We start from the raw sequence: 12292 nt of genomic DNA, 5'->3' as shown, positions 1-12292 counted from the left end.
TTGCTAAAACAGGGATAAGTCGGTATAATAAAAACAATAGAATGGTGTTACAAGCGAGGACGCAGGTATGAATGATCGAAACGCACAATATGATCCGGAAACGGGAAAGCCGCTGGACCAGTCCTATTTGGAATGTGGACTGCCGGAAGACCTCCACGAATCCATCCTGAGAATGGAGGAATCATGGAACATCATTGATAGCGGCAGGCAGGATAACCATTGGGATCTCTGCTGGTGCGACCTGAATGCGCTGATCAATTCCTATGAAGTAGAGCAGGTCATCTCATCAGAACAGGCATGGTATCTGAGAGAAAAATATCTCCGTATGGGAAAGGAGTGAGTACAATGCTTGATTTTACAGCCTTACCTACCCGCAATAAGTTTTATGCAGGAGCGAATGGCGCAAAGATCGCTGTCATTTACGACGGTGAACAGTATATGCTGAAATTCCCGGCACTCGCTCCTAAAAATAAAGAGTTGAGTTATGCCAATAGCTGCATTTCAGAATACATTGGCTGCCATATTTTCAACAGCGTTGGTATTGCCGCACAGGAAACACTTCTGGGAATCTACAGAAAAAACGGTGCGGAAAAAATTGTTGTTGCCTGCAAGGATTTCACTTCACCAGGAATCGTGCTGCAGGACTTCGCATCTCTGAAAAATACGGTGATCAATTCCGGACACAGCGGCTATGGTACAGAACTGTCTGATATCACACAAGCTATGGAGGACCAGACAGCCTTTCCTCCTGCGCTGCTGAAACAGCACTTCTGGGATATGTTTATCGTAGATGCCCTGATCGGCAACTGGGATCGGCATAATGGCAACTGGGGATTTCTGTATAATACCATGACGGATGAGCTCCACTTGGCTCCTGTATATGACTGCGGCAGCAGCCTTTACCCACAGGCTGACGAAAGCATCATGCGAAATACACTGGAAAGCCAGAAGGAGCAGGATCTTCGGACCTTTTCTCTACCTCTCTCCGGCATAAAGATCAACGGACAGAGAATCAATTATTTTAACTTCATTTCGTCGTTGTCTTATTCGGATTGCAATGCGGCACTGAAGCGAATCCTTCCGAGAATCAATATGGAGCAAGTATTTGCAATCATCGATGAAACGCCATTTGCGTCTGACTTGCAAAAACAGTTTTATAAGACCATGCTACAGGCCAGAAAAGAGCGAATTCTTGATTTCTCAATGCGAAAATTGAAGAAACGGGAGCGTTCAGCGCACGACCATGATTTTGAACGGTAATAATGACAGGCAGGGTGTCATCAAGACACCCTGCCTCTTCTATTTTGGGTGTTACATTGACACCCTGTGCGGAAGGACCCTGCGAAACCGGATGTCTGGCGCTGCTGCCAGACATTTCTTTTTTCTGGAAAAGGTGCGGACCGTGTCCGCCTGTATTGGAATCAACCTACCTCTCAAAAAGCGCCCCGCCATCGGCGGGGAACAGCCAACGCCGCCGTGGGCGGCGCTGGCGCAAGCATCGCGCAAATGTACATTTGCACAGCTTGCCGAGGATACCCCGGTCCCCAATGCCGCCTGCGGGCGGAAAACTTGCGGCTATACGCCGCAGGAAGGAGAAAAATGTGAATGAGAACAAGAAAGAACACCATCTGCACATCGTACTGACAACACAGCAGTATCAGCTGCTGTGCTGTCAGGCCAAAGAGTGCAGGCTGACAAAACGGGCATATCTTGCACGGCTTATTGAGGGACGACCGGTCAAAGCCCGCCCTACAAAAGAAATTAAAGAGCTCCGGACGGAAATACATCATATCGGCAACAACATCAACCAGATTGCCCGCAGCGTCAATGCCGGAATTGCGAAGCCGGAGGATGCCGAACGGGGACTCTATCTTCTGGATCAGGTATATGAGCTTATGTTCCGGATAGCGAATAAGTAATGGCTGTTACGAAAATCCTGCCTCGTAACGGCGGCTTAAAAGAAGCCATTGATTATGTTCTGAACGGTGACAAAACGGATGGGCATATTTTAACAGCACATTTTAATTGCGATCCAGGGAGAGAGTACCGCGAGATGATGAAAACAAAGCTGGAAACCGGACGATTGGATAAGCGTCAATGCTATCACATCATTCAATCGTTCAAGCCTGGTGAAATCACACCTGAACTTGCTTTAGAAATTGCTAAAGCATTCGCGCAGGAACACTTGGACGGCTTTGAGGTTGTGATTGGGACCCATGTAGACCGGCATCATATCCATTCGCATATTGTATTTAATTCGGTGAATGCAGATACCGGCGAAAAGTATCACAGTACGCAGCAAAGCTACTACCAGCAGATCCGTGCCATTTCAGACCGACTCTGCCGGGAGCATGGATTGTCCGTCATCGTGCAGGGCGCGCCTGCCAGGTCGGTCAGCTACATTGAGTGGCTGCGCCAGTCCAGGGGGCAGCCCACCTTCCGTTCCATGCTGGAGGCAGATCTGCATGACGCCATCCGGGACGCCAACGACCTCGGCCACTTCTTCCTGCTCATGGAGCATAAGGGGTATGAGATCCATCATGGCGGCAGGCTCGGTTTCCGCCTGCGGGGGCAGGATCGATACCAGTACCCCGGCAGGCGAGATCCGCTGTTCACAGAGGACGGAATCCGTGTTGCCATCCAGGGCAACCTGGAACAAATCGAAGCGGGGCTGCGGCCTGTCTTGCCTGCGCTGCCGGCATATCAGCCGTACCAGAAGCATCCCAGATACAGCGGTTTTCTCGCCCTCTATGTCCATTATCTCTATCTACTGGGCAAGATCGAAAAGCGACAGTATCCGCCCCGCATGACGCCGCATCTGCGGCAGGCGGTCATGCGCTTCGAACGGTATCAGGCACAGTTCGCGTTCCTGCGGGAAAATGACATCACAACGCCTGCTGACATGGCGGCATTCGAACAACGCACAGAGGAAACGCTGGGCAGATTGACAAAGCAGCGGACCCTCCTCAATGTGCGGAAGAAGAAACGCCAGCCGCTCTACGCGGCGCTGGCAGACGCGGAGGCGCTGGAACCCAGCAGAGCGTTATACGAGGAAGGGCTCACCGGCATGGAGCAGGAGTTTGAGCAGTACATGAAAGCTGTGAAGCTGCTGGAGGACAGCGGCGTTCCGCAGGAGGTGCTGAAGAAAGAAAAGGCAGAAGTGTATGAACAGCTCTCAGAGGTGAATCGGAAGATCCGGACAGAGCGGGAAAAGCTGAAGCTCTGCCGGGAGATCTGCCGGCAGACGCCTGTAATGGAGCAGGACATCCAGAAAACAGAAGAACACCCGAAGGAGGTGCGGGAACATGAACATCGGAGGCGGTGAAGCGGCGGACCAGCTGGTACGCATGATGCTCTCCGGCAGCGAGGTCGCTGTCCGGCTGAGCGGCTCCGCCATTAAAAATGTACTGGCGCTCACCATGGCGCTGGCGAAAAAACACAAGACCATTTCCGGCAAAGTCAATCTGGCAAAGATGCTGAAGGAGACCCGCGATGTGCGGCGGTTCGCCATGTCTCCGGAGCAGTATCAGCAATTCAGGCAGCGGGCAGGAAAACAGAAGATCCTGTTCTCTGCCATCCGTGATTCGGATAACAAGGGAAAAGTCGTGGATGTGATCATGCCGGTAACGGAGATCGACCGCGCCAATATGATCTTTGAGCGCATCCGATATACCGGGCAGCCGGAGCAGGCGCGGCAGGATGCCACCTCTAAGGAGCAGGAAGCCCGTGTGGGACAGGAGGCGCCGCAGCGCGAACAGCAACGCCCCCGGCAGGGGGAAACGCCTGTGACACCGCCTGTGGGCAAGCGGCAGGAGGTGGCGCCAAAAAAAGAATCTCGGTCGGGAACAGACTTGCCAGATACCAAAGGCAGATCGACCTCATCCAGCGGCAGGGAAACGGCTGCCGGGACGATGACGAATGAGCGCACTTCAGTTCTGGAACGGTTGAAAGGGTATCAGGCGCAGCTGGATACCCGGCAGAAGTCTGCCCCGGCCAGAGAAAAGATCCATCAAAAAGCACGACCGGACAGAACAAAGTAAGGAAGCCGTTTCGTCAGCGAGGCCGGCAGAGCATTCTACTCTGCCGGCCTCGTATTTTTTATGCAGGAGGTGATGCGGCTGAAAAAGACATCCCAAACAACGGATCTGGTACTTGCCCTGTTCCTCTATATCCCTGTGGTATGGGCGGCGCTGCTGATCGCCCAGTCCCTTGGCGGCGGTCTACCGGAGCTGCTATCAAACTTAACTGCCGCGCTGGAGCAACCCTTCCAGATCCAATGGACAGACAAGAGTCTGTTGTCCATTCTCGTCTGCACCGGCGCATATCTCATGGGGCTGTGTCTCTATGCTTCCGGACAGGGCAGGACACGGGACGGAGAGGAACACGGCTCCGCCGCATGGGGCTCTCCCCGACAGCTCAACGCGCAGTTCCGTCAAAAGCAGAACAAGATCCTCACCCGCCATGTGCGGCTGGGGCTGGATACCCACAAGCACCGGCGCTCACTGAATGTGCTGGTCATTGGCGGCAGCGGCGCGGCCAAAACCCGCGGCTATGTCAAGCCCAACATTCTGGAAGCAAACAGCAACTATGTGATCACGGACCCGAAGATGGAGGTGCTGACCGCCACCGGAGGGTATCTGAAACGGCAGGGATACGACATCCGAGTGCTGAATCTGGTGGATCTGTCGCAGTCAGACGGCTATAACCCCTTCCGCTACCTGCGGGATGAAAAAGACGCGCTGAAGCTGGTCAACACGCTGATCCAGGCAACGACGCCCAAGGGCAGTCACGAGTCCGACCCGTTCTGGTCGAAGTCCGAGACAGCACTGCTGCAGGCCATCATCCTCATGCTGTTCCAGGAAGCGCCGGAATATGAGCAGAATTTTTCCATGGTGATGCGTGTGCTGGAATATGCCGAAGTGAAGGAGGACGATGACGAGTATGTCTCCCCGCTGGATCTGCTGTTCCGGGCAATGGAGTATGAGAACCCGGAAAGTGTTGCCCTGCGGCAATATAAGGTTTTCAAGCAGGCGGCGGGCAAGACGGCAAAATCGATTCTGGTGTCTGCCGCTGTGCGGCTGGCACCCTTCAATCTGCCGCAGATCAAAGCTGTCACCGACCATGATGACATGGATCTCTACACGCTGGGAGAGCGAAAGTGCGCTCTGTACGCCGTCATCCCGGATAATGATACGACCTTTACTTTTTTAGTGAGTCTTCTGTACTCCCAGATCTTCCAGACCCTTTACTACTGCGCAGACCAGATCCATCACGGAGCCTTGCCCTGCCATGTGCATTTCATCTTGGATGAAGCGCCATCGGTCAATCTGCCGGGGCTGCCGCGGGAGCTTGCGACTATGCGCTCACGCAACATCTCCTGCAGCACCATCATCCAGAACATGGCGCAGATCAAGGAGCTGTATAAGGACTCATGGGAAACCATCCCCGGCAACTCGGACACGCTGCTCTATCTGGGCGGTAACGAGGCAAGCACCCACAAGTACATTTCCGAGGCGTTGGGCAAGTCCACCATCGACACCAAGACCCACGGGCAGACCAAAGGGCGGTCCGGGTCTTACTCCACCAACTTCCAGATCAGTGGGCGGGAACTGCTGACGCCGGACGAGGTGCGGATGCTGGATAACCGGTATTGTATTCTGTTCATCCGCGGCACACGGCCGGTGATGGACGAAAAGTATGAGCTCATGGAGCATCCCGCCATCCGCTATACGATGGACGGCGGCGGACCGCCCTACATCCACCACGGAACGGTGGAGCCTCCTATTACGGGAGAGCCGCTGTTCCAGATTGATTTTGACAATGAAAAGGAGAATGCTGCAGCATGAAACATGATTTGAACAACAAAAATTTCGAGAGAAAGGCAAAGCGCGTCTATTCCGTTTTTGCCTGCGTTACTCTGCTTCTGGTCGCCACCGCAGTGCCTGCGCTGGCGGCAGATGACCCGCTGACGGTGGTCAACAACCTGTCTGATTTCATTTTCTCGCTGATCCGCGCCATTGGTCTTATTCTGCTGGGCTTCGGCATCCTGCAGGTGGGTCTGTCTCTCAAGAGCCATGATCCATCCCAGCGCGCCAACGGCATGCTGACAGTGGCAGGCGGCATCGTCATTACCTTCACCAAGGAGATTCTCTCCCTCATCACCGGCTGAAAAACGCGGCAGGGTGAACGGCATGATACCGTTCACCCTGTTCTTCCCGTAGGAGGTGATTTTGAATGGGAAGTGGAAACTGGATCGTAGACAACTTAAACTCCGCGCTGGAAATGTGGAACGGCAGGCTGGCAGAGATCTGGCAGCTTATCAGCACCTCGCCGGAGTCCTTTAAGGGCGGCGGTGTCTGGAATGCCATCGTGAACATCAACGATGGATTAAAAGCTGTGGGGTATGCGCTGTTGGTGCTGTTTTTCGTGATGGGCGTGGTCAAGACCTGCGGCAGCTTTACCGAGATGAAGAAGCCGGAAGTGGCCTTCAAATGCTTCATCCGCTTTGTGCTGGCGCAGGCGGCGGTATCGTGGGGCATGGAGCTGATGACCGGCGCGTTTCGCGTTGCCCAGGGCATGGTGACGACCATCATGGATTCCTCCGGGCTGACGGCGATGTCTGCCACCACATTACCGGATGAACTGGTGAGTGTCATCGAGGATGTGGGCTTTATTGACTCCATCCCCCTTTGGGCGGTGACGCTGCTGGGCTCGCTCTTTATCTGGGTGCTCTCCCTTGTCATGATACTGACGGTATATAGCCGTTTTTTTAAGCTCTACATCGCCACAGCCATCGCACCCATCCCGCTGGCCAGCTTTGCGGGACAGCCCTCCAGCAGTATCGGCGTAGCCTTTTTGAAAAGCTATGCCGCCATCTGTCTGGAGGGCTGTGTCATCGTATTGGCCTGTGTGATCTTCTCTGCCTTTGCCTCGTCCCCGCCCGCCATCGCGGACGATACGCTGGCGGCAGCCACTATCGTATGGAACTATGTGGGCGAACTGATCTTCAATATGCTGGTGCTGGTGGGCGCGATCAAGATGAGCGACCGCATCATCCGGGAGCTGATGGGCCTTGGCTGATTCAGCGCCACAGGCCCTCTGTGCTGACGGTGTCTTCGCCGTTCTCCCGTGCTTTGCGAACACGGTAGGAGAAATACTCCATAGCGGCAGCGTCATCCCGTGCCTGCATAACAAGATCGCAGACAAAGCGGATCAGTGAAAGCAGCCAGGACAGCACCACCAGCCCTACAAGAGCGAACAGGATGCGGTCTGCCAGCACGGTATGGGTGCGATACCAACCGTGGAACACCGTCAGCATGGACACGGTGTACAAAAGCGGGATGGTCATCCGTGTCAGCGCGGCCAGCCGGGAGAGAAGCGCCAGGACGCCAAGCCCGGCGATCATCAGAAAAGCGATCATGTGTCACGACCTCCTTCATCGGGTTTGTGGCATAGTACCATGACTGCACAGACAAAGCAAGAGTCTGTTCAGCAAAACTCAGAAAAAACTCGGAGGTGATCCATTGGAGGTCCGCATCAACAAAGAAGTACGAAATTACCAGGAGAGTCTATTCTTCGGCCTGTCCCTGCGGCAGTTGCTGTTCGCACTGCTGGCGGTCGCCGTGGCGGTGGGCGTATATTTCGGCCTGCGCCCTGTGCTGGGGAATGGGGAGATCGGCTGGGTCTGCGTGCTTGCAGCCTTTCCCTTTGCCCTGGGCGGCTTTTTTCAGTATAACGGCATGACGCTGGAACGCTTTCTGCTCGCGTATATCCGCTCGGAATTCCTGTTTCCCCGCAGGCTCGTGTTCAAATCGGACAACATATACGCCAAAGCTCTGGAAAATTCAACGATAAAGGAGGCTCTCAAACTTGATTAAAACTCTGCAAAATACACTGAAGCAGGACAAAGAAAGGTTTACGGTTCCGAGATCTGTACAGGACATCATCCCCATCCGCCGCATCTGGCCGGATGGGGTCTTTCAATTTGGCAGCAAGTATTCTAAAACACTGCGTTTTAGCGACATCAACTACGCCATCGCCTCGAAAGAGGATAAGACAGCCATGTTTCTCAGCTATTCCGAGCTGCTGAACGCACTGGACACCGGCTCCACCACGAAGATCACCATCAACAATAAGCGCCTGGACCGGCGCAATTTTGAGCAGGAGATCCTCATCCCGCCCAAGGGAGACGATCTGGACGGCGGACGCAAGGAATACAACGCCATGCTGCTGGATAAGGTGACGGACTCCTCCAACAGCGTGGTGCAGGAGCGCTACATCACCCTGTCCGTCCACAAGAAAAATGTAGAGGAGGCCCGCGCATTTTTTGACCGCACGGTCCATGACGCCTCTTCCCGTCTGAACCACATGGACTCCCACTGCGAGGAGATGGATGCGGCAGACCGACTCCACATCCTGCATGATTTCTACCGTGTGGGAGAGGAAAGCGAGTTCCGCTTTGACCTCCGGGAGAACATGAAGAACGGGCGTTCCTTCAAGAACGCCATCTGCCCGGACAGCATGGAATTCAAAAAGGATCATTTTATCATGGGCGGTAAATATGGCCGGGTGCTTTTTTTGAAGGAGTATGCCAGCTACATCAAGGATTCCATGATCAATGAGCTTACCAGCCTGAACCGCAGTCTCATGCTGTCCATTGACATCATCCCTGTCCCTACCGATGAGGCGGTGCGGGAGATGCAGAACCGCCTGCTGGGTGTGGAGACCAATGTGACCAACTGGCAGCGCCGGCAGAACGCCAACAATAACTTTTCTGCCGTAGTACCTTACGATTTGGAGCAGCAGCGCAAGGAGACCCGCGAGATGCTGGACGATCTCACCACCCGCGACCAGCGGATGATGTTTGCCGTGGTGACGCTGGTGCATCTGGCAGACAGCAAGGAAGAACTGGACAGTGATACGGAAACGCTCCAGTCCATTGCCCGCAAGCACCTCTGTCAGCTCACGACGCTGAACTGGCAGCAGGCAGACGGGCTGGTGACGGCGCTGCCGCTGGGCCTGCGCCGCATCGATGCCCTGCGCACTCTGACCACGGAAGCGCTGGCTGTTCTCATGCCCTTTAAGGCCCAGGAGATCTGGGATCGTGGCGGTGTGTACTACGGGCAGAACGCCATCAGCAAAAATCTCATCGTGGCGGACCGCAGGCAGCTTCTCAACGGCAACGCATTCATTCTGGGCGTCTCCGGCTCCGGCAAATCCTTCAGCGCCAAGAAGGAGATGGTGTCACTGGCGCTGTCCACGCAGGACGATATCATCGTCATCGATCCGGAGTCGGAGTACCGCCCCCTCATCGAAGGACTGGGCGGTCAGGTCATCAACATCTCCGCCACCTCACCCAACCATATCAACGCCATGGATATGGAGCAGGGCTATGGGGACGGAGAAAACCCCGTGGTGCTGAAATCCGAGTTCCTGCTCTCCCTCTGTGAACAGCTCATTGGGGCAGGCAAGCTGTCTGCCAAGGAAAAATCCGTCATCGACCGCTGTACCGCGCAGGTGTACCGGGACTATATCCGCAGCGGCTATCACGGCGCGGTCCCCACCTTGCAGGACTTCCACGCGGAGCTGCTCCGCCAGCCGGAAAAGGAAGCACAGGATGTGGCGCTGGCCATTGAGCTGTTTACGGACGGCAGTCTCAACACCTTTGCCAAGCCCACCAATGTGGACACCAATGCCCGTATCCTCTGCTACGATATCCGAGACCTTGGCAAGCAGCTTCTGCCGGTAGGAATGCTGGTGGTGCTGGACAGCATCTTCAACCGCATCATCCGCAACCGTGGGCTGAAGCGCAACACCTGGATCTATATTGATGAGATCTATCTGCTGTTCCAGCATGAGTACAGCGCCAATTTCCTGTTCACCCTGTGGAAACGAATGCGAAAATACCAGGCTTGCGGCACGGGGATCAGCCAGAATATCGAGGATCTGCTGCAGTCCCACACGGCCCGCACCATGCTGGCGAACTCTGAATTTCTCATCATGCTGAACCAGGCGGCCACAGACCGGGAGGAACTGGCGCGCCTGCTGAACATCTCGGATAATCAGCTCTCCTACATCACCAATGTGGACTCCGGGCGTGGGCTCATCAAGTGCGGCAGCGCCATCGTGCCTTTCGTGGATCATTTTCCCAAGAACAAGCTGTACCAAATGATGACCACGAAGCCCTCGGACCTGGCTGCGTGATAGCCCATGGAGAAAATTAAAGAAAAACCCACGCTGGGTGAGCGTGTCAAAGAGAAAGCTGTATCCGCGCCAAAGGAACTTTTGCGCAAGGGGCTGGATGACGGCTCGGAGCGTCTGCGGACTCAGCTCCGGGATACCGCCCAGCAGGGGCGGCGGGATGAATATGGCGGCGACGCCATCGAGGATTCCTCTGCCGGCGCCTTACGCAGGGCGGAGAAGGAACTGCTGAAGCAGCGCAAGAAGAAAAACGCGGAGCAGAGCGCGTCACCCCAGGGTGACGCCTCTGCCCCCAGCTCCAACAGCGACGTGCCGCCTGTCATCCGAACCAGAGAGACTGACGCGGCGAGGGCAAGAGCGCCCTCACCGCCAGTGCGGGAGCAGGCACGACAGGCGGCTATGAAGCAGGCAGTCAAGACGAAGAATGCCTATATCAGCGCACAGGGCGAGACCGCTGTAACATCAGCGCCTGAGTCGCAGCGGCAGGGCCAGCAGACATTCATTCAAGAGCAGGGCCGCAAAGCGTCCCGCCAGCAGGCGCAGCGCAGGCGGGCAGAGCGGCGGTTCCGGCACCAGGATGATCTGCGTGGAGATTCGCTGCGTACGGAAGGTTTCAAGCCAACCAGCAGGGGCAGAATCAAAGAGCGCGGCGGCATCCAGCAGCCAAAGAAGCACCAACTCCCCGAACCGAAAACACCGAATCACGTTGCAGGGATCGTGCCAAAAGCGCGTGAGGGCAGCAAATCTGCGGTGTTGTCCGCCGAACAGGCCGTGCGCTCCTCCACCGTCCATGCGACTGCGGCTGGAACATACGCTGCCAGAGAAGCGGCCATGCAGATGGCCAAGCGGCAGCAGATGACAAAAGCGGCAGAAACCGCGGTGCAAAAAACCGCGCAGGCGGCGGGCCGCGCGCTGCGCTCCATCATTGCCGCTGCCCAGAGCTTACTTGCGGCAATAGCGGCTGGTGGGAGCACAGTTGTAGCCATGGTGCTGGTGATTTGTCTGATTGGACTTCTGATTGTGTCGCCTTTTGGGATCTTTTTCTCCGGAGAGGACAGCGGCACCGGCTACACCATGCCGGAAGCTGTCAGCGTATTGAACGGCGAGTTCGCCGCCCGGATCGAGCAGATCAAGACAGAGAACCCCTACGATGAACTGGACATGGACAACGCTGGCAGCGCCGCCATGATTTCCAACTGGCGGGATGTGCTGGCTGTTTATGCTGTGCGGACCACCACGGACAACGCTTCACCGGATGAGGTCGCCACACTGACCGAAGAAAAAATGGAGATCCTTCGTGAAATCTTCTGGGACATGAACGCCATCACTTATTGGACGGAAATAGTACCAGGCGGCAAAGATGAAGCGGATACGGTCATTTTGCATATCATCGTCACAATAAAAACGCACCTGCAAATGGCGGATGAATACCAATTCAACACGGAACAGCGCAGATTGTTAGAGGAACTCATGCAGCCGAAATATCAGGAACTGTTCATGGCTTTGACGGGAAGTTATCAGAATATCGAACTCAGCCCGGAGAATGTGGCGAAAATTATGGAGAATCTCCCCGCCGACCTTAGTGCGGAACGTAGGCAAGTTGTGCTGACGGCGTATCAACTCTTGGGCAAAGTCCATTATTTCTGGGGAGGAAAGTCATTGATTATTGGCTGGGACAGCCGCTGGGGAATGCCGATGAAAGTTACAGCCGAGGGCAGTTCCACCACTGGCACCGTGCGGCCCTTCGGACTGGATTGTTCGGGAATGGTGGATTGGGTATTCTACAACCAGAGCGGCGGACAATACGTCATTGGGCATGGCGGTGGAGCGTCCAGTCAGCACAGCTATTGCACCGATATTTCATGGAGCGATGCCCAGCCGGGAGACCTTGTCTTTTATCCAGGCGACAGCCATGTCGGTATTGTCTGCGGCTTTGACAGCAGCGGTAATATCATGGTCATCCACTGTGCCAGCAGCGAGAATAATGTGGTGGTGACGGGGAAAAGCGGCTTTACCTCGATTGGCAGGCCCGAGTATTTTGCGGATTGAGAAATGTGCGCATGGAGATGTGTTCATAGTTGATTGCTATCAT

13 protein-coding genes are annotated in these 12292 nt (G+C 55.2%); 12 read left to right on the top strand and 1 reads right to left on the bottom strand.

Annotated features, from left to right (window positions below; translation table 11 throughout):
- Positions 1 to 67: 67 nt before the first annotated feature.
- The 9 genes from E0E29_RS10815 (at position 68) to E0E29_RS10775 (ending at position 7080) form a co-directional block, all read left to right on the top strand.
- Complete coding sequence (locus tag E0E29_RS10815) at positions 68 to 340, top strand: hypothetical protein (RefSeq protein ID WP_118359266.1); 273 nt, start codon at positions 68 to 70, stop codon at positions 338 to 340.
- Positions 341 to 345: 5 nt separating this feature from the next.
- On the top strand, positions 346 to 1260 hold the full coding sequence (locus tag E0E29_RS10810; protein WP_130849867.1) for a HipA domain-containing protein: 915 nt from the start codon (positions 346 to 348) through the stop codon (positions 1258 to 1260).
- Complete coding sequence (locus E0E29_RS18445) at positions 1244 to 1609, top strand: hypothetical protein (RefSeq protein WP_130849866.1); 366 nt, start codon at positions 1244 to 1246, stop codon at positions 1607 to 1609. Before E0E29_RS10810 ends, E0E29_RS18445 begins: the two co-directional genes overlap by 17 nt.
- Positions 1602 to 1919 (top strand): plasmid mobilization protein, encoded by a 318-nt coding sequence (locus tag E0E29_RS10800; RefSeq protein WP_130849865.1) that lies wholly within the window; start codon positions 1602 to 1604, stop codon positions 1917 to 1919. Before E0E29_RS18445 ends, E0E29_RS10800 begins: the two co-directional genes overlap by 8 nt.
- A complete protein-coding gene (locus tag E0E29_RS10795) occupies positions 1919 to 3325 on the top strand; it encodes a relaxase/mobilization nuclease domain-containing protein (RefSeq protein ID WP_130849864.1) in 1407 nt (468 codons plus the stop codon). Before E0E29_RS10800 ends, E0E29_RS10795 begins: the two co-directional genes overlap by 1 nt.
- Complete coding sequence (locus E0E29_RS10790; RefSeq protein ID WP_130849863.1) at positions 3306 to 4040, top strand: DUF3801 domain-containing protein; 735 nt, start codon at positions 3306 to 3308, stop codon at positions 4038 to 4040. The genes E0E29_RS10795 and E0E29_RS10790 overlap by 20 nt, the downstream gene beginning before the upstream one ends.
- Positions 4041 to 4112: 72 nt before the next feature.
- Positions 4113 to 5846, top strand: coding sequence for a VirD4-like conjugal transfer protein, CD1115 family (locus E0E29_RS10785; protein ID WP_242622461.1), 1734 nt, complete (start codon positions 4113 to 4115; stop codon positions 5844 to 5846).
- Positions 5843 to 6169 (top strand): formate hydrogenlyase, encoded by a 327-nt coding sequence (locus E0E29_RS10780; RefSeq protein ID WP_130849862.1) that lies wholly within the window; start codon positions 5843 to 5845, stop codon positions 6167 to 6169. Before E0E29_RS10785 ends, E0E29_RS10780 begins: the two co-directional genes overlap by 4 nt.
- Positions 6170 to 6234: 65 nt before the next feature.
- A complete protein-coding gene (locus tag E0E29_RS10775) occupies positions 6235 to 7080 on the top strand; it encodes a VirB6/TrbL-like conjugal transfer protein, CD1112 family (RefSeq protein ID WP_130849861.1) in 846 nt (281 codons plus the stop codon).
- Between the two features lies 1 nt (position 7081).
- Here the strand turns inward: E0E29_RS10775 and E0E29_RS10770 are convergent, their stop codons facing one another.
- Positions 7082 to 7420 (bottom strand): hypothetical protein, encoded by a 339-nt coding sequence (locus E0E29_RS10770; RefSeq protein WP_118623807.1) that lies wholly within the window; start codon positions 7418 to 7420, stop codon positions 7082 to 7084.
- Between the two features lie 103 nt (positions 7421 to 7523).
- Between E0E29_RS10770 and E0E29_RS10765 the strand changes: the two genes are divergently transcribed.
- From E0E29_RS10765 to E0E29_RS10755, 3 genes are read left to right on the top strand one after another with little or no spacing between them, the layout of a single operon-like run.
- Complete coding sequence (locus tag E0E29_RS10765) at positions 7524 to 7877, top strand: PrgI family protein (RefSeq protein WP_075704031.1); 354 nt, start codon at positions 7524 to 7526, stop codon at positions 7875 to 7877.
- Positions 7870 to 10203, top strand: coding sequence for a VirB4-like conjugal transfer ATPase, CD1110 family (locus tag E0E29_RS10760; protein ID WP_130849860.1), 2334 nt, complete (start codon positions 7870 to 7872; stop codon positions 10201 to 10203). Before E0E29_RS10765 ends, E0E29_RS10760 begins: the two co-directional genes overlap by 8 nt.
- A 6-nt stretch (positions 10204 to 10209) precedes the next feature.
- Positions 10210 to 12249 (top strand): C40 family peptidase, encoded by a 2040-nt coding sequence (locus tag E0E29_RS10755; RefSeq protein WP_130849859.1) that lies wholly within the window; start codon positions 10210 to 10212, stop codon positions 12247 to 12249.
- Positions 12250 to 12292 lie beyond the last annotated feature (43 nt).

It is taken from the genome of Intestinimonas timonensis, from assembly GCF_900626145.1.
Classification (GTDB): domain Bacteria; phylum Bacillota; class Clostridia; order Oscillospirales; family Oscillospiraceae; genus Intestinimonas; species Intestinimonas aquisgranensis.
Note: the sequence above shows the minus strand (reverse complement) of the source record. Positions and strands in the feature narration are given on the sequence as shown.

Coding starts and splice junctions, on each gene's coding strand:
- E0E29_RS10770 (WP_118623807.1), bottom strand. CDS start 7,420: ATGATCGCTTTTCTGATGATCGCCGGGCTTGGCGTCCTGGCGCTTCTC.
- E0E29_RS10795 (WP_130849864.1), top strand. CDS start 1,919: ATGGCTGTTACGAAAATCCTGCCTCGTAACGGCGGCTTAAAAGAAGCC.
- E0E29_RS18445 (WP_130849866.1), top strand. CDS start 1,244: ATGATTTTGAACGGTAATAATGACAGGCAGGGTGTCATCAAGACACCC.
- E0E29_RS10755 (WP_130849859.1), top strand. CDS start 10,210: ATGGAGAAAATTAAAGAAAAACCCACGCTGGGTGAGCGTGTCAAAGAG.
- E0E29_RS10790 (WP_130849863.1), top strand. CDS start 3,306: ATGAACATCGGAGGCGGTGAAGCGGCGGACCAGCTGGTACGCATGATG.
- E0E29_RS10785 (WP_242622461.1), top strand. CDS start 4,113: ATGCGGCTGAAAAAGACATCCCAAACAACGGATCTGGTACTTGCCCTG.
- E0E29_RS10775 (WP_130849861.1), top strand. CDS start 6,235: ATGGGAAGTGGAAACTGGATCGTAGACAACTTAAACTCCGCGCTGGAA.
- E0E29_RS10810 (WP_130849867.1), top strand. CDS start 346: ATGCTTGATTTTACAGCCTTACCTACCCGCAATAAGTTTTATGCAGGA.
- E0E29_RS10815 (WP_118359266.1), top strand. CDS start 68: ATGAATGATCGAAACGCACAATATGATCCGGAAACGGGAAAGCCGCTG.
- E0E29_RS10780 (WP_130849862.1), top strand. CDS start 5,843: ATGAAACATGATTTGAACAACAAAAATTTCGAGAGAAAGGCAAAGCGC.